The 15723-nt window shown below is 69.0% G+C and carries 12 protein-coding genes and 2 pseudogenes; 6 read left to right on the top strand and 8 right to left on the bottom strand.

The genetic code is table 11. The features are described 5' to 3' along the window. Window positions 1–22 precede the first annotated feature (22 nt). Window positions 23–340: a hypothetical protein gene (locus LRS53_RS03220; RefSeq protein ID WP_231354912.1), complete on the top strand. Its 318-nt coding sequence runs from the start codon at window positions 23–25 to the stop codon at window positions 338–340. Here LRS53_RS03220 and LRS53_RS03215 read toward each other — a convergent pair whose 3' ends face one another. From LRS53_RS03215 to LRS53_RS03205, 3 genes are read right to left on the bottom strand one after another with little or no spacing between them, the layout of a single operon-like run. Beyond that, on the bottom strand, window positions 341–1210 hold the full coding sequence (locus LRS53_RS03215; RefSeq protein ID WP_231354911.1) for a rhomboid family intramembrane serine protease: 870 nt from the start codon (window positions 1208–1210) through the stop codon (window positions 341–343). Next, window positions 1207–2166, bottom strand: coding sequence for a metallophosphoesterase (locus tag LRS53_RS03210; RefSeq protein ID WP_231354910.1), 960 nt, complete (start codon window positions 2164–2166; stop codon window positions 1207–1209). The genes LRS53_RS03215 and LRS53_RS03210 overlap by 4 nt, the downstream gene beginning before the upstream one ends. After that, on the bottom strand, window positions 2166–3050 hold the full coding sequence (locus tag LRS53_RS03205; RefSeq protein WP_007158929.1) for an NAD(+) kinase: 885 nt from the start codon (window positions 3048–3050) through the stop codon (window positions 2166–2168). Before LRS53_RS03205 ends, LRS53_RS03210 begins: the two co-directional genes overlap by 1 nt. Before the next feature lie 40 nt (window positions 3051–3090). On the opposite strand from LRS53_RS03205, the gene LRS53_RS03200 reads away from it, so the two are divergent. Further along, a complete protein-coding gene (locus LRS53_RS03200; protein WP_231354909.1) occupies window positions 3091–4071 on the top strand; it encodes a DUF1853 family protein in 981 nt (326 codons plus the stop codon). Here the strand turns inward: LRS53_RS03200 and LRS53_RS03195 are convergent. The 3 genes from LRS53_RS03195 to LRS53_RS03185 all read right to left on the bottom strand — a co-directional run bounded on the left by LRS53_RS03195 (window position 4044) and on the right by LRS53_RS03185 (window position 8601). Continuing rightward, window positions 4044–4967 carry a 1-aminocyclopropane-1-carboxylate deaminase/D-cysteine desulfhydrase gene (locus LRS53_RS03195; RefSeq protein WP_231354908.1) on the bottom strand — a complete coding sequence of 308 codons (924 nt, stop codon included), beginning with the start codon at window positions 4965–4967 and terminating at the stop codon, window positions 4044–4046. The two genes, LRS53_RS03200 and LRS53_RS03195, sit on opposite strands and share 28 nt — an antisense overlap. Window positions 4968–4978: 11 nt before the next feature. Continuing rightward, the gene (locus LRS53_RS03190; RefSeq protein WP_231354907.1) at window positions 4979–6292 is read right to left on the bottom strand and encodes a chromosome partitioning protein ParA; all 1314 of its coding nucleotides are present in this window, start codon (window positions 6290–6292) and stop codon (window positions 4979–4981) included. Window positions 6293–6579: 287 nt separating this feature from the next. Continuing rightward, window positions 6580–8601: an NADPH-dependent 2,4-dienoyl-CoA reductase gene (locus tag LRS53_RS03185; RefSeq protein ID WP_231355399.1), complete on the bottom strand. Its 2022-nt coding sequence runs from the start codon at window positions 8599–8601 to the stop codon at window positions 6580–6582. Between the two features lie 229 nt (window positions 8602–8830). Between LRS53_RS03185 and LRS53_RS03180 the strand changes: the two genes are divergently transcribed. The 4 genes from LRS53_RS03180 (at window position 8831) to LRS53_RS03165 (ending at window position 14266) form a co-directional block, all read left to right on the top strand. Further along, window positions 8831–9853, top strand: a complete 1023-nt coding sequence (locus LRS53_RS03180) for a carbon-nitrogen hydrolase family protein (RefSeq protein ID WP_231354906.1) — start codon at window positions 8831–8833, stop codon at window positions 9851–9853. After that, window positions 9850–10893 carry an AraC family transcriptional regulator gene (locus tag LRS53_RS03175; RefSeq protein ID WP_231354905.1) on the top strand — a complete coding sequence of 348 codons (1044 nt, stop codon included), beginning with the start codon at window positions 9850–9852 and terminating at the stop codon, window positions 10891–10893. Before LRS53_RS03180 ends, LRS53_RS03175 begins: the two co-directional genes overlap by 4 nt. 65 nt (window positions 10894–10958) lie before the next feature. Then, entirely contained in the window at window positions 10959–13484 is a 2526-nt protein-coding gene (locus LRS53_RS03170) for a mechanosensitive ion channel domain-containing protein (protein ID WP_231354904.1), read from the top strand. 5 nt (window positions 13485–13489) lie between these two features. Continuing rightward, the gene (locus LRS53_RS03165) at window positions 13490–14266 is read left to right on the top strand and encodes an NUDIX hydrolase (RefSeq protein ID WP_231354903.1); all 777 of its coding nucleotides are present in this window, start codon (window positions 13490–13492) and stop codon (window positions 14264–14266) included. Between the two features lie 88 nt (window positions 14267–14354). Here the strand turns inward: LRS53_RS03165 and cysE are convergent. Beyond that, window positions 14355–15142: pseudogene (cysE, locus tag LRS53_RS03160) on the bottom strand (serine O-acetyltransferase). A gap of 137 nt (window positions 15143–15279) precedes the next feature. Beyond that, window positions 15280–15723: pseudogene (locus LRS53_RS03155) on the bottom strand (GNAT family N-acetyltransferase); the annotation flags it as partial.

Below are 15723 nucleotides of genomic sequence, written 5' to 3'. Positions count from 1 at the left end.
TGACCAAGCCTAGGGTATGAGCATGCAGTTGCCCGAGCACGACCGTTTCGATCCGCCGCCGCTGCGCTTGCGGCGACCCTTCCTGACCACCCTGACCGCCGGCCTAGGGGTCTTTTCCGTCCTGATCGGCCTGGCCGCACTGCTGGTCGGCGCCGCCGCCTGGTTGCAGCCGCCACAACTGGCGCCTTATCTGACGACGGCACGCGAGACTGCCCCGGGCTTCCTGGCTGGCGGTGCCCTGCTGTTGCTGTGCGGGCTTTGGCTGCGCCGCCGCAGTCAGCGGCGCTGGCGCTATCGCAATGCCCTGAGTCTGGCGCCCGAGCTCAAGCGGCGGCGCTGATCAAGACCGCCGCAGCCGCGCCAGGCCACCACCCAGCAGACCGGTGAGGCAGCCCAGTACCAGGCCGCCGACATGGGCGCCATTGGCGATGGAGCCGAAGCCGAGCAGATCGAAGACGCCGGTCAGGCAGATCACCAGCCAGATCAGCATCATGGCCACCACGCCACGGGGCATGCGATAGGCCGGATTGGGCGCCAGCCACTGGAACAGCCAGCAATGGCCGAGCAGGCCATAGAGCACCCCGGACAGACCGCCGAACAGCGCCGGCCCGGTCCAGGCGTACTGCACCAGGTTGGAGCCGGCAGCGAAGGCCAGGGTCAGGAGCAGCAGCATCACACCGCCCTGGCGGAATTCGATACGGCGACCCAGCTCCCAGTACCAGAGGGCGTTCATCGCCAGGTGCAGCAGGCCGAAGTGCAAGAAGATCGGGGTGACCAGCCGCCACCATTCGCCACGGGACAGGCTGACATCGAGATCGAGAAAGGCGATGTGCTCGGCGTCGATCAGGCGGAATTCCTGCAGCGTCAGGTAGTGGATCAACGCCAGGTTGTCGCCCAGTTCGGTGGCCAGGCCCAGCAGCAGGGTGACGGCGAGAAAGACGGCGCTGACCGGACTGGCCTTGAGTTGCGCCAGCAGGCCGAAACCCCGCGGGCTACGGGTAGCCTGGACCTCGCCGCGCGGATCGCCGTCGGGATAGCGTTCATAGAGGCTGCGGGTCTCTTCGACCCGCGCCGGGTCCAGCACCCAGAGCACCTGGCTGTCGCCCTCCTCCACCACCCGATGGCGGATCTGCAGCCGCCGCAGCAGGCGGGTGAAGGCCAGCAGGTCGCGGCCCAAGGGCACGCGCAGCACGGGTTGCGGCTGGTTCATCGGCCCTCCTCGCGCTGGACATCGATCCAGACGAACTTGGCCGGGTCGATCTGGCGTTCGTCGTCGAGGCGGTAGGCCACCAGCTTGCCGTACTTGACCGCGCTGTAGTCCAGGCAGGCCAGGTTGGGTCGCAGGGGTTCGGGATGGCCGTCGCGCCAGTAGTGGCCGACGAACAGCAGCGGCTCGCTTTCGCCATAGCAGAGCAACCCGGCCTTCTCCTCATCGCTCAGGCGTTCGCAGGCGATTTCCGCCGGCAGGGCATCGGGTTGGAAGACCACGTCGCCATAGGTCTGGGGATCGCGCTCCCAGAACTTGGTGCGAAAGCGCGCCCGCACATAGCCATCGCTGCCGGTGAGACGCAGGCCATGGGGCAAGGGCAGCGACACGCCATTGAGCAGGCGCGAGGCGACCCGGCTGGCCAGGCTGCCACCGACGATGGACTGGCGGACGAAGTCTTCGTCGATGCAGGCATCCGGATAATGGTGGAGGAATTCGTCGATCAGCCGCTGATCCCAGCAGGCGTGCACGATGCGGAAGTGGCCGAAATCCTTGCACAGCGGCAAGGTGTACAGCCAGCGCAGGTGGTCCTGCCACTCCTGGGGATGATCGGCGAAGGCGGCCAGGGTCTCTTGGATCAGCTGGCGGTGCCGGGGCGTGTGTTCACGCACCCAGGTCTGGCCGGTACCGGGACTGGCCGGGGTGTACCAGGCCAGGGCGTTGAGTTCGTGGTTGCCGAGGATGCAGTGGGCATGACCGCCCTCGACCATGGCGCGCACCCGGCGCAGCGAACCGCGGATACGCGGCCCGCGGTCGACCAGGTCACCGAGAAAGATCGCCTGGCGCTCGGGGTGCTGCCAGACGCCATCCACCTGTTGATAGTCGAGGCGCTCCAGCAGCAGGTCCAGGGTATGGGCGCAGCCGTGGAGGTCGCCGATCAGATCGTAGCCCAGGGGCATCAGTCGTCTCCCAGGCGACTGCCCCAGCCGAGCTTGGTCCGGCAGATCTCGTAGTAGTTGTGATCCAGCGGATGGATCAGCCTGAGCTTGTGGGGCTTCTTCTGAATGGTCACGGTATCGCCGGGTGCGCAGGTGAAATGATTCTGGCCATCACATGAGACCTGCGGATAGATCGTCATGTTCGGCGACACCAGGATCGACAGGGTGCTGTCGCCGGACACCACGATGGGGCGGCTGGACAGGGTATGGGGATACATGGGCACCACCACGATGGCATCCAGCTTGGGATGCATGATGGGGCCACCGGCCGACAGCGAGTAGGCAGTGGAGCCGGTGGGCGTGGCGACGATCAGGCCGTCGGCGCGCTGGCTGCAGACGAACTGGCCGTCGATGTACAGCTCGAACTCGATCATCCGGGTGGACTTGCCGGGGTGCAGCACCACGTCGTTGAGGGCATCGCCCTGGCCGATCATCTCGCCGCCGCGCTCGACGAAGGCATCGAGCAGAAAGCGCGTCTCCATCAGGTACTGGCCGTCGAGCACCTCGGCGACCTTGGTCTCCAGCTCGTCGGGACGGATGTCGGTGAGAAAGCCCAGCTTGCCGCGATTGATGCCCAACACCGGCACCCGTGGCCGCACCAGAGCGCGGGCGGCGCCGAGCAGGCTGCCGTCGCCGCCGACCACGATCACTAGGTCGCAGATCTCGCCCATGAGCTTGCGGGACACCGTCTGCAGGCCGTGCCCGGGCAGCACCTCGGCAATGGTGTTTTCCAGGATGACGTTGCGCCCGCGTTGCAGCAGGAAGGTCTTGAGCCGGCGGATGGTGTCCAGCACCTGGGTGCTGCCGAGTCGACCGATGATGCCGATGTTACGAAAGGAGTCCATGACGCGCCGGCGGCCCCGTTGGCTGGAAAGTGCGGAAAGTATGGGCGAAAGCCCGTGGCAGCGGCAAACCGCCCTCATCCGACCACGGGTCGCCGCCGGTGATCCACAGCGGCCCGGCTTGGCCTATGCTGGCACCATGACGCCCTTCGCCGAGCTGCACGTCCTGCCCCGCCGCCTGAGCCAGCCCCAGGTGCGCGACCTCGCCTGGGCCCTGGTCGCCCCGCCGCTGCTGACTGCCGCCGATACCCGCCACCCCCTGGCCGCCAGCGACTGGGCGAGCCACCCCGCAAGACTGGCCGACTGGCTGCGGCAACAGGACGCGGCACCCGCTGAATTGGCCGCGTGGCTTGCCCAGGGCAGCGACCGCCGCCTGGGCCGGCAGTACGAAAGACTCTGGCAGTTCGCCCTGGCCCGAGCACCGGGCGTACGGCTGCGCGCTGCCAACCTGCCCCTGCGCGAGGGCGAGCGCACCCTGGGTGAGCTGGACCTGCTGGTGGAGGACGCCGAAGGCGTCCATCACCTGGAACTGGCGGTGAAGTTCTACCTGGGCGAAGGACCAGCGCAGGCACCACGCTGGCTGGGCCCCGGCGGCGAGGATCAACTGGCGCGCAAGCTCGCCCATCTGCGCCAGCGCCAGCTGCCGCTGTCGGCCACGCCCCTGGCCCGAGCCAATCTGGCCGCGCTGGACATCGCTCCGCCGCAGGCGGCAATGTGGCTGGGCGGCTATCTGTTCCAGCCGCTCGACCGCCCCCTGCCCTGGCCGACCGGTGCCTTGCCGCCCCGGCAACCCCAGCTGTGGTGCGAGCGCAGGCAGCTACCGGACGGCCCCTGGGAGGTGCTGCCCAAGGGCCACTGGCTGGCGCCCGCGGTCGCCGACACGCCCTGCCTGCCCTTGCCGGACGGCGAGCCGATCTGGCCGCAATTGCTGGTGCGTCGCGACGCCCAAGGTGACGAGGACGCCCGACTGTTTCTGGTGCCGTGCGGTTGGCCGATTCAGCCGGTGGCCAACGCCGCCAGCTGAGCCTCCAAAGCGCGGCGGCCCTGCAGGCCGCCGCTGTGGATCAGCACCAGGCGACTACCCGGTGGCAGCGCGCCGCCTTCGATCTCCTGGCGCAAGGCCAGCCAGAGCTTGCCGGTATAGAGCGGCTCCAGGGCGATCCCGGTCTGCGCCTCGAAGTCCGCCATGGCCCGGGCCAGCTCGGCATCGATGCGCCCGAAACCACCGCGGCTGGCGTCCAGCAAGCGCCAATTCGGGTTGGTGTGCTGCGCGAGCAGCCGGTCCAGGTTGGCTTCGACGCCATGCCCGAGCGGCACCGCCAGCCCACCCACCACCTGCCAGGCGGGATCGGCGGCGCGGATCACGCCGGCCAGAGTGGTGCCAGTGCCGGCGGCCAGCCAGAGTTGCTGGCAATCGGGCCAGCCAAGAGCGGCGAGCCCCTCGCGCAGCTCGGTGACAATCGCCATGCAGGCCGCGGCGGCCGACTCGTCGCAGCCGCCTTCGGGAACCGGCAGCAGCCCGGGATAACGGGCCTGCCAGGGGTGCCAGAAGTCGGCGTCATGGCGGCGGCGATAGCCGCCATAGCCCAGCCAGTGCAGGGTCATGCCATTGGCCTGCACGTCCTCGACGGTAGGCGTCAGGCAGGGCTCGCCACGCAGGAGGCCGACGGTGGCGAAGCCTTCCTCCCGGCCCAGGGCGGCCAGCGCGTGCAGATGATTGGAGTGGGCGCCACCGAGGCTGATGAGCCCACGGCCCGCGCCCCGGGCCAGGCGTTCGCGCCAGGGCCGCAGCTTGTAGCCCTTGTTGCCGTTATGGGCGGCGGGACGTTGATCCAGGCGTAGCACCGCCAGGCGCAGGCCGCGTGCGGCCAGGGCGGCGAGCCGCACCTCCTGGAGTGCGGCGGGGGTGGGAAACGTCATCAGCCAGGGGCTCAGAGATTGGCGACGTCACCATCGCTGTCATCGCCGCGGTGCTCGGCGCACAGCGTCGAGTGCTGGGGATCGAACTGGGCCGGATGCTCCACCCGCACCACCGGTCGGCCGCAGCGTTCGCCGTCCACCTCGGCCAGGCACACCGGCTGCTGGTGATGCTCCAGCCAGCGCTGGTACTGATCGCGACTGACCTTGCAGTGCTCGGCGACATACCCTAGCGGATCGGCGCTGAAACGCGGGACATCCTGGCGACTGAGGATCAGATGACCGGCGCCAGGCTGGAAGGTGACGAACAGGATGCCCTGGCGCGCCAGGCGCTCCAACTGGCCTTCGTTGCTGTCGCCGATCAGCTGGGCGCAGCGCTCGCGCAGCTGGCGGATGTCTTCCTGCAACTGGCCGTCCAGCTCGTCGCGGTACTTGAGTTCCACCTCGCGGATGGTCAGCTGATTCTTCAGCTCGCCCACCGCCGCGGCCACCCGGGCCTCGCTTTCGGCTTCGGACTGGATGCGCAGCGCCTCGATCTTGTAGAGGGCGTTGCGTTCCAGGGTGCGCATCTGTTCGTTGAGTTCTTCACGCTCCCGGCGGGCCAGGTCGTGCTGCTGCTCCAGGTGCTGGGCCAGGGCGGCATAGCGCACCTCCAGCTCGGCCTTGGCCGTACGCAATTCGTCGGCATCGCGCTGCAGGCGCGCCAGGTCTTCCTGGTGCTGGCGGGTCAGGGTCAGCAGGCGGGTGCGCTGGCCGGCGATCAGCTTGTCCAGCGCCTCCTGGTGTTCCTGGGCGAGGATGCGGCGCACCCGTTCGAGACGGGCCTCGACGTCGATGCCATCGGCGGCGCTGGGATGGTATTCCCCGGCCAGCTCTACTTCGCCATCGCGCGGTGCGACCAGCCCCAGGCAATCGCGGATCGCCTGCCAGTCGTCGTGCTCGGCATCGCTGCGCGGATCCCAGAGATCGCCCTGGTGCCAGGAGATCGGACAATGGCTGCGACTGGCCAGGCGGATCGGCCCGGCGCCCAGGTCGGGACCGACCCCGCCGCGCTCGGCCAGCTCCACCAGCGGCAGGTCCCATTCCGGCAGCGGACTGCCCTGGGCATCGAAGGCCAGCAGGAAAAACACCGTGGCCTTGACCCGGCGATGGTCGTCCAGCAGCAGATAGACGAAGCGATGGCGCCGTCCGGCGCAGTCGAGCAGCGTCTGATCGCCCTGCCAAAGCGCCTGAAAATCGGGAAACAGCAAGGCGCGATTCACACCCTGGTCGCCGAACCCCAGCACCACCGGGGTCAATACCGCCTCTTCGTTCAACGTCTCTGCCATCTCTCGCCGCGTGCTCTGTCGATCCCACATGAATTCCGAGGCCGGCGTCTCGCCACCGGGCGACCGGACGTGCATCCGCGCCCGACCTCTGGTCGGCGACGCCTGTATCTCGCGCCTCCGCCCGACTGCTCCGATGCGCCAGGCCCCCACCCGACGCATCAGGACGGCAGCTTAGCCAATCCTGGTCGGTGGGATGGAACAGAGGCCAGACATTGGGACGAGGGTCGGTCCGGATCGGATGTTATGCGGAGTGGATCACAGAAATCATCCCTGATTGCAACGAAGAGTTACAGCTCCGCGGCCAGCCGGGTGGCTTGATCGATGGCGCGCTTGGCGTCGAGTTCGGCCGCGACATCCGCCCCGCCCACCCGATGCACCGCCACGCCGGCGCCGAGCAGCTCGTCTTCCAGCTCGCGCAGGGACTCCTGGCCCGCGCAGAGCACCACGTTGTCCACGTCCAGCACCTGCTCGGCGCCATCGGGCAGGCGCAGGTGCAGGCCGGCGTCGTCGATGCACAGGTATTCCACCCCACCGAGCGCCTTGACGCCACGCTGCTGCAGGCGCGCACGGTGGATCCAGCCGGTGGTCTTGCCGAGGCCCTTGCCGGGCTTGCCCGGCTTGCGCTGCAGCAACCAGACCTCGCGCGGCACCGCCGGCGGCGCGGCCGGTGCCAGCCCGCCGCGGTTGCTGAAACTGGGGTCTATGCCCCACTCGCGATAGAAGGCGGTAATGGGCTCCGCCTCCTGGTGGCCATGGGTAAGGAAATCCGCGACGTCGAAGCCGATGCCGCCAGCGCCGATCAGCGCCACCCGCCGCCCCACCGGCTGGCGCTCCAGCAGCACGTCCAGGTAGCCCAGCACCTTGGGATGGTCGACGCCGGGAATCGGCGGCACCCGCGGCGTCACCCCGGTGGCCAGGATCACCGCGGCGAAGCCCTCGGCCTGCAATTCGGCGGCGCTGACGCGATGGTTGAGGCGGACATCCACCGCCAGTCGCTCCAGGCGACGCTGGAAATACCTCAGGGTCTCGCCGAATTCTTCCTTGCCGGGAATGCGCCGGGCCACATTGAACTGGCCGCCGATGCGCTCGCTGGCCTCGAACAGCACCACCTGGTGACCGCGCTCGGCCAGGGTGCAGGCGGCGGCCAGGCCCGCCGGGCCGGCACCGACCACGGCAAAGCGGCGTGATTCGGCGGCATGCAGGATCTGCAACTCGGTCTCGTGGCAGGCGCGCGGATTGACCAGGCAGCTGGTCAGCTTGCCGGCGAAGGTGTGGTCCAGGCAGGCCTGGTTGCAGGCGATGCAGGTATTGATCTCGTCGGCGCGGCCGGCAGCGGCCTTGGCGACGAAATCCGCGTCGGCCAGCAGCGGTCGGGCCATGGATACCAGGTCGGCCTGACCGGCGGCGAGGATGGCCTCCGCCACCTCGGGGGTGTTGATGCGGTTGGTGGCGATCAGCGGCACCCGCACCCGGCCCTTGAGCTGGGCGGTGACGGCGGCGAAGGCGCCGCGTGGCACCAGGGTGGCGATGGTGGGGATGCGCGCCTCGTGCCAGCCGATGCCGGTGTTGATCAGGCTGACCCCGGCGTCTTCCAGCCAGAGCGCCAGCTGCAGGCATTCCTCGGGGGTGCTGCCCTGCTCCACCAGATCCAGCAGCGAGAGCCGGAAGATGATCAGGAAGTCCGGGCCGGTCGCGGCGCGAATGCCCGCGACGATGGCCAGCGGCAAGCGGCAGCGCTCGGCGAAGTCGCCGCCCCAACGATCCGTGCGGTGGTTGGTCCGCGCGGCGATGAACTGGTTGATGAAGTAGCCCTCGGACCCCATCACCTCGACGCCGTCGTAGCCGGCCTGTTGCGCCAGCGTGGCGCAGCGGATGAAGGCGGCGATCTGCCCCTCCACCTCGGCCTCGTCCAGTTCGCGCGGGGTGAAGGGATTGATCGGTGCCTGCAGCGCCGAGGGCGCCACCAGCTGGGGGTTATAGGCATAGCGACCGGCGTGCAGGATCTGCAGGCAGATACGCCCGCCGGCGGCATGCACCGCCTCGGTCACCGGCCGGTGGTGCTCGGCTTCCTCGGGCGTGGTCAACTTGGCCGCGCCCTTGGCCACCGCGCCCTCTTCGTTCGGCGCGATGCCACCAGTGACGATCAGGCCGACCCCACCCCGCGCCCGCTCGGCGAAGAAGGCCGCCATCCGCGCGAAACCGCCCGGCCGTTCTTCCAGCCCCGTATGCATGGACCCCATCACCACACGATTGCGCAACATGATCGACCCCACGGGCAGGGGTTCGAGCAGATGCGAATAGCTATTCATAGGGGTGGTATTACGGGGGGCAAGCTCGATCATGGCGGTCTCCGGTGGTTGGCCTTTCTGGGAAAGCCTGGCGCCACGATAGGAGCGGCGCGCCTCGGCCTCAATCACCAGAAATGACAACCTCTTTACCCAAATGCACAGCCACCCCTTGGCAGTGGCGGTCTGGTCTCCTACCCTGAGCACCTTCATCTCACCCGGCCACAGGGGCCGGGACCGCTCTGGAGTACCGATGCGCAAGCTCGTGTTCCTGGTGCTGATCGCCCTGTTCGCCGTGCTGGCGGGCTGGGTGGCCCAGCGGCCAGCCTTCCATTATCTGTCGGACCTGCGCAGTAGCCTGGCGGTGGACCTGACCACCACGCCAGCCGCGGCCACCACCGGCAATCTATTGGGGATCGAGCCCGAGCTGATCGCCCTGGACTACGGCAATCCTGAGCGGCTGCGCCTCAAGCTCGACGCCTCTCTGGCCAACGCCCGCCGGCTGGGGCTGATCGGCACCCAGACCATCGTGGTGCTGCCCGAACACCTGGGCACGCCCCTGGCGCTGATGGGCGAGAAACCCGAGGTCTATGCCGCGGCCCGCAGCGAAGAAGCCATCCAATGGCTGCTGCTGGGCAATCCGCTGCGCGTGGCCCGCGCCTGGTTCCAGACCGAGGGCGACCGGCGCCTGGCCGACAGCCTGTTGCGCATGAAGGCCTGGGACATGGCCAGCGCCTATCAGCAGCTCTTCGCCGGACTCGCCCGCCAGTACAGCGTCACCCTGGTGGCCGGCTCCATCGTTCTGCCCGGTCCGACCCTGGTCGACGGCGAGTTGCGGGTGGGCAGCGGACCGCTGCGCAACGTCACCCTAGTCTTTGGTCCTGACGGCAAGCCCCTGGGCCAGCCGCTGGTGCGACCGCTGACGGCCCAGGCGCACGGCGATGATCTCAGTCCGCCGCTGCTGCGACTGGAGACGCCGCTGGGTCGCCTGGGCGTCATCCAGGGGAGCGACACCGGTCGCGTCGGCGTGCTGGACGATCCCCAGGTGGACCTGCTGGCGATCCCTGCCCTCGCCTCGGGCACCACCCCCGCACCGGCGCCCTTCGATGTGCAGCGCCTGCGCGCCGCCGGCATTCGCGCCGCCTTGGAAGTGCAGCTGCGCGGCCGTCTCTGGGAATGGCAGGCCGCTGGCGGCAGCCAGGCCTTTACCCCGGATGCGGCAGCGGCCACCGATCCCGCCCGGGCCGGCAGCAAGCTGATCAATCTGCGGCTATGAGTGCGCCGGCGCTGCGCCTGGGCGATCTCTCCACCGGTTTCGTGCTGGCGTTGGCGGCTGCCGTCAGACAGCGGGGGACCGATGCCGCCGCCCTGCTGGCCCGCTTCGGCCTGACCGCGGCGCGGCTGGCCGAACCCGGCGGACGGCTGTCGATCCCTCACTACATGCGCCTGGGCCATGCCGCCTTGGAATTGACCGGTGATCCGGCGCTGGGCCTGGCCATGGGCCAGGCGATGCGCCCGGCCTTGCTCGGCCTTGCCGGCATCACCGTGGGCCAGGCGCCGGACGTGCGGCATGCCGCCGAGACGCTGCTGACCCTGGAGCCGCTCTATGGCCGCAACTACCGGGGCCGATCGCGCTATGCGGCCCAGGGCCGCGACGCCTGGCTGCACTTCTATAGCATCAGCCCCTACAACGGCTACAACCGCTTCGTGGTGGACGTGGTGCTCAGCGCCTGGTTGGCGCTGCTGGGCACGGTGGCCGGGCAGGCGCTGCAACCGCGTCGCGTGCTCATCGAATACCCCACGCCGGCGGATCCGGCACCCTACGCGGCTGCCTTCGGTTGCCCGGTGGAATTCGGCGCCGCCGAGAATGCCCTGCTGCTCGATGCCGCCAGCCTCAGCCTACCCGGCCCCGAACACTGCCCGGCCACCTGGCGCCAGCTGCTGGCCCTGAGCGAAGCCGAGCACGGCCGCCTGACCCGGACCCGCGGCCTCACCGAGCGGGTGGTCGAGGTCATGGGGCCACTGCTGCGCCATGGCGAGCCGACCCTGGAGCAGATCGCCGGTCGACTGCGCCTGCCCCCCTGGACGCTGAGGCGCAAGCTGGCCGAGGAAGGTACCCAGTACCGCACCCTGCTCAACCTGACCCGTCGCGACCTGGCACTCGCCTATATCCGCGACACCGAGGCCAGTTTCGGCGAGATCGCCTACCTGCTCGGTTTCGCCTCTCCCGCGGCCTTCCAGCGTGCCTTCAAGCGCTGGACCGAACAGACGCCCGGCGACTGGCGGCGTCTCCAGCGGCAGGGAGTGGCGAACTGAAGGGAGCATAGGCGAGGATCACGGGTCCTAACTGGCTGATCCTTCATCAGGACCGCTGTCGCCCCATGCCGAACTTCCTGCTCGCCCTGTTGCTGCTGTGCCTGGCGTTGCCCCTGCGCGCCGCCGAAACCCCTGCCCCGACCGGTCTCGATCCCCAGCAGGCGCGCCAGGTCGCGGCCCTGCTGCAGGATCCGCAGCGCCGCCAGGAGCTGATCCTGACCTTGCAGGCCATCGCCAGCCAGCCGACGAGCACGACCGGGGCGCGGGCGGCGCCGGCCGCTACGGCGCCCGCGGCCGCCACCGCGCCCAGTGCGGCCACCCCCCCGGCGGCAGGCGAAGAAAAGGCGCTGGTACCGCTGGAGGCCAATGGCCTGATCGCCCAGACCCTCAGTCGCGTCGGGCGCTGGGCGGACAACCTGGGCAGCGAGCTGAACCAGATACAGCGGGCCGTGCGTACCCTGCCGGACTGGTCGCGCGCCAGCTTCACCTCCGCAGCGGGTCGCCATGCCCTGCTGCAGGCCCTGCTGACCCTGGCTACCCTCTTTGTCGCCGGCCTGGTGGGCGAGTGGCTGATCCACCGGGCGCTCCGGCGCCCGCGGCAACGACTGCAGCGCCATGCCGATCTCGCCGACAGCCGCGCCCGGCGCCAGGCCCAGCAGACGGCGGCACAGCAGCCTCCGCCTGAAGCCTCGGCGACCACGACCGAAGACACGGCTACCCGCCCCGCGGAACCTGCTGTGGCGCTGGTCAAGACCCAGATCGATGGGGTGGATCGGCTCGAAGAGGTGCCAATCGCCCCGTCCGACAGCGCCGCGCCCGCGCCAGCCGCGCCGGCGACCGAGTCCGCCGCCACCGATCCCGCACCCGCCAACCGCGCCCGACCCAGCGCCGAGGAGCACTGGACCACCCTGCGGCACCTGCCCTTCGCCCTGGGACTGCTGTTGCTGGAAGTGCTGCCACTGCTGGCCTTCTGGGCCACGGCGGCGCTGCTGATCCACTATCTGGTGGGGTCGGATGCCAATCAGCGCGAGCTGGTCGGTGGCTTCCTCGGGGCCTATCTCACCACCCGCCTGGCGCTGATCGTCATCCGCCTGCTGATCGATCCCGCCGCCCACGGCATCCGCCTGCTCAAGGTCAAGACGGCCCTCGCCTGCACCCTGTTGCGCTGGCTGCACGCCTTCGTTGCCCTGGTCACCTTCGGCCTGGCGCTGGCCCAGGCCGCGGACATCCTGGGGGCCAACGAAGAGGGCCGCGAAGCCATCGTCAAGCTGGTCTCGCTGCTGGCCCATCTGCTGGTGGTAGGGCTGATCTTCCACATGCGTCGACCGGTGGCCGCGCGGATCGCCGGGCACCAGGACGGCAATGGTGCCCTGACCGTGCTGCGCGCCTGGCTGGGTCAGGTCTGGGCCGTATTCGCCGCCGTGTTCGTCATGGGTGGCTGGACCATGTGGGCGCTGGACATCGAGAACGGGCTGCCGCGGCTGATGAATTTCGTCGCCCTCTCCGCCGGTATCGTCATCCTCGGACGCCTGGCGGCGGTGTTCCTGCTCGGCTTGCTGGGTCGGCTGTTCCAGCCGGCCACCACCGAAGGCGCCAGCGGCACCGAGCTGCACCTGCAGCGCTACTATCCGCTGGCGCGCTGGCTGGTGGGGGTGATCGTCACCCTGATCACCGTCCTGGCGCTGTTCCAGTCCTGGGGCTGGAGCGTGCTGGAATGGTTCGGCACGGGCAGCATCGGGCGCAGCCTGCTGTCCGCCTTTCTCACCATCCTCATCGCCGCCGCCATCGCCGTGGTGGTCTGGGAAGGCGCCAACGCCACGGTGAATCGTCGGCTGAGCAGCTGGAACGAACGCGGCGATACGGTGCGGGCCGCTCGCTTGCGCACCCTGCTGCCCATGCTGCGCACCGGGCTGTTCATCCTGGTCGCGCTGATCGTTGGCCTAACCGCCCTGAGCGAACTGGGCATCAACACCACGCCGCTGCTAGCCAGCGCCAGCATCATCGGGGTGGCCCTCGGCTTCGGCTCGCAGAAGCTAGTGCAGGACTTCATCACCGGCATCTTCCTGCTGCTGGAAAACGCCATGCAGGTAGGCGACTGGGTCACCGTGGCCGGGGTCTCGGGCACCGTGGAGTACCTGTCGATCCGCACCGTGCGCCTGCGCGCCGGCGATGGCTCCCTGCACATCGTGCCCTTCAGCTCGGTATCGGCGGTCAACAACATCAACCGCGGGCTGGGCAACGCCGCCCTGCGCATCAGCGTGGGCTACGGCGAAGACATCGAGCGCGTCATCGCCGAACTCAAGGACATCGGCGCAGGCATGCGTGCCGACGAGGCCTTCAAGGACCTGATCCTCGCCGATCTGGAGATCTGGGGCGTAGATGCCGTCGACGGCGCCATGGTGACCATCGCCGGGCAGATGAGATGCCTCGACAAGGGCCGCTGGGGCGTGCAGCGCGAACTCAACCGACGCATCCTCGAACGCTTCCGCGAGCGCGGCATCGAGATCGCCAATCCGCGCGCCAGTCTGCTGCTGCCCAGCGAAGCCGGTATCGTGCCCTCCTCGCCCATCCAGCCACGGCCTGCGGAGTGAACCCCGTGCGGTATCGCCAAGACGCCTTCAACGGCCTGATCATCGACGCCGCCTCGCTGCCCGCCACCCGCGAGGCCTTCGCCCCGGCGCTGGCCGAGTTGCTCGACAGGGCTCGCCGCGAGGGTCGCAACCTGATCTGGCTGACCCTGCCCCTTGCCCTTGGCGAACTGGTCGGCGTGGCCACCGCCGCCGGCTTCGTCTTTCACAACTGCCTGGAAGAGGAACTGACCCTGGTCTGGCGCGGCACACCGACCGCCTTCGCGCCCTTCGTCCCGACCCACAGCCTGGGTGTCGGCGGCCTGGTGCTGAACAGCCACGGCGAACTCCTGGCGATCCGCGAACGCGGCAGCCAGGGCTACAAGCTGCCGGGCGGCCATGTCGAGCTGGGCGAGGACCTGGGTCCTGCGGTGATCCGCGAGGTCTGGGAGGAAACCGGTATCCGCAGCGCCTTGCGCGGCGTGGTCGGGCTGGTGACCACCCACCCCTATCGCTTCGGCAAGTCCAATCTCTATGTGGTCTGCCGCCTCGACCCCCTGAGTGCGGAGATCGCCATCCAGGATCCGGACGAGATCGAGGATGCCCGCTGGCTGGCGCTGCCCGACTACCTGGCGGACCCGGGCAACAGCGCCTTCAATCGCGAGCTGGTGCGCAGCCTGGCCCATGCCGAAGGGCTGGCGCCCAGCGCCTTGAACAGCGAGCGCTATCCCAAGGCCGAAGTCTTTCTCGCTCAGAACGTGGTCACGATATCGCGAGCTAGAGCTAAACAAGGCGAAAATGGCTGAGGAAGCGGAGTTTACAAATAGTAAATGAGCATTCCGAAGTCATTTTCAACGTAGTTTGGCCCACGCGCAGCAGATCGTGAACAGGTTCTCAGCCGTCGAAGGACTGATCCATGCTCTCGGCCGGATGGGCGTCGCGCGGACGGCCCACCGGGCGGGCGGGAATGCCCACCACCGTGGTGTGGGGCGCCACCGGGTGCAGGACCACGCTGTTGGCGCCGATCTTGGCGCCCTCGCCGATCTCCAGATTGCCGAGGATCTTGACCCCGGCGCCGATCATAACCCCGCGCCGCACCTTGGGATGGCGATCGCCCTGTTCCTTGCCGGTACCGCCCAGGGTCACCTGTTGCAGGATGGAGACGTCGTCCTCCACCACCGCGGTCTCGCCAATGACGATGCCGGTGCCGTGGTCGAGCATGATGCCCCGCCCCAGCCGCGCGGCCGGATGGATGTCGATGGCCAGCAGGCGATTGCAGCGCGCCTGCAGGTGCAGGGCCAGCAGTCGCTCGCCGTTGCGCCAGAGCGCATGGCTCAGGCGCTGGGTCTGCAGCGCCAGGAAGCCCTTGGAGAACAGCAGGATCTCCAGCAGGCTGGCATAGGCCGGATCCCGCGCCAGCACCGCTTCCAGGTCCGCGCAGGCGGCCGCGGTCAATTCCGGCCACTCGGCGTGCAGTGCGGCGAATCGCTCGGCGAGTGCCTCGGCCTGTCGCGGATCTTCCGCCAGGGCCTCGGCGCAGCGCCGCACCAGGACGGCGGCCAGATCCACCGGCTGCAGCAGCGCTCGCGTCAGCCCTCGGCCAGGGCTGGGGCGTCGCGGCACCCTGCTTCGGCCTGGGCGCGCAGGAGTTGCCAGAGTTCGGTAGCGGAGCGAGGCGGCATGGCAGGAAAAGGTCCTTAACGGGGGGGCCAAGCTTAGCGGGCGCGACCGCCAACGTCTTGTACATCAGGGTGGTGCTGTCTCGGCGTTCGGGCTGGCGGGCATCCAGGGCATAGCCGGGAATCCGGCCGACCACCTGATAGCCCAGGGACAGATAGAGCGGCTCGGCATGGTCGTCGCTACGGGTGTCCAGGGTCAGCAAGTCCCGCCCCTGGGCCTGGGCGGCCGCCTCCACCGCCTGCATCAGCCGGCGCGCCAGCCCCTGGCGACGGCAGTCGGGATGTACCAGCAACTTGACCACCTCGGCGCGGTGCGGCTGATTGGCCGGGGTATCCAGCACCAGTTGCACGCTGCCGACCACACGCCCGGCCTGGAGGGCGGCGAACAGCAGGCGATCGCCGCGGGCCAGGCCCGGCGCGACCCCTTCGGTCCAGAAGCGATGATTCACGGCGTCGGTGAGTGGCAGGATGAAGCCGATGCTCGCCCCCTCCAGCACACAGGCGGCCAGCAGCTGCTGGAATTCGTCCAGGTGCGCCTTGAGGTCGGCGACCTCCAGCCGTTCGATGCGACAAGCAGTGGTCAT

This window comes from Pseudomonas sp. PLB05, assembly GCF_021106615.1.
Taxonomy (GTDB): Bacteria; Pseudomonadota; Gammaproteobacteria; order Pseudomonadales; family Pseudomonadaceae; genus Chryseomonas; species Chryseomonas benzopyrenica.
Note: the sequence above shows the minus strand (reverse complement) of the source record. Positions and strands in the feature narration are given on the sequence as shown.

Coding starts and splice junctions, on each gene's coding strand:
- LRS53_RS03215 (WP_231354911.1), bottom strand. CDS start 1,210: ATGAACCAGCCGCAACCCGTGCTGCGCGTGCCCTTGGGCCGCGACCTG.
- LRS53_RS03200 (WP_231354909.1), top strand. CDS start 3,091: ATGGGCGAAAGCCCGTGGCAGCGGCAAACCGCCCTCATCCGACCACGG.
- LRS53_RS03180 (WP_231354906.1), top strand. CDS start 8,831: ATGCGCAAGCTCGTGTTCCTGGTGCTGATCGCCCTGTTCGCCGTGCTG.
- LRS53_RS03175 (WP_231354905.1), top strand. CDS start 9,850: ATGAGTGCGCCGGCGCTGCGCCTGGGCGATCTCTCCACCGGTTTCGTG.
- LRS53_RS03170 (WP_231354904.1), top strand. CDS start 10,959: ATGCCGAACTTCCTGCTCGCCCTGTTGCTGCTGTGCCTGGCGTTGCCC.
- LRS53_RS03195 (WP_231354908.1), bottom strand. CDS start 4,967: ATGACGTTTCCCACCCCCGCCGCACTCCAGGAGGTGCGGCTCGCCGCC.
- LRS53_RS03210 (WP_231354910.1), bottom strand. CDS start 2,166: ATGCCCCTGGGCTACGATCTGATCGGCGACCTCCACGGCTGCGCCCAT.
- LRS53_RS03220 (WP_231354912.1), top strand. CDS start 23: ATGCAGTTGCCCGAGCACGACCGTTTCGATCCGCCGCCGCTGCGCTTG.
- LRS53_RS03185 (WP_231355399.1), bottom strand. CDS start 8,601: ATGAATAGCTATTCGCATCTGCTCGAACCCCTGCCCGTGGGGTCGATC.
- LRS53_RS03205 (WP_007158929.1), bottom strand. CDS start 3,050: ATGGACTCCTTTCGTAACATCGGCATCATCGGTCGACTCGGCAGCACC.
- LRS53_RS03190 (WP_231354907.1), bottom strand. CDS start 6,292: ATGGCAGAGACGTTGAACGAAGAGGCGGTATTGACCCCGGTGGTGCTG.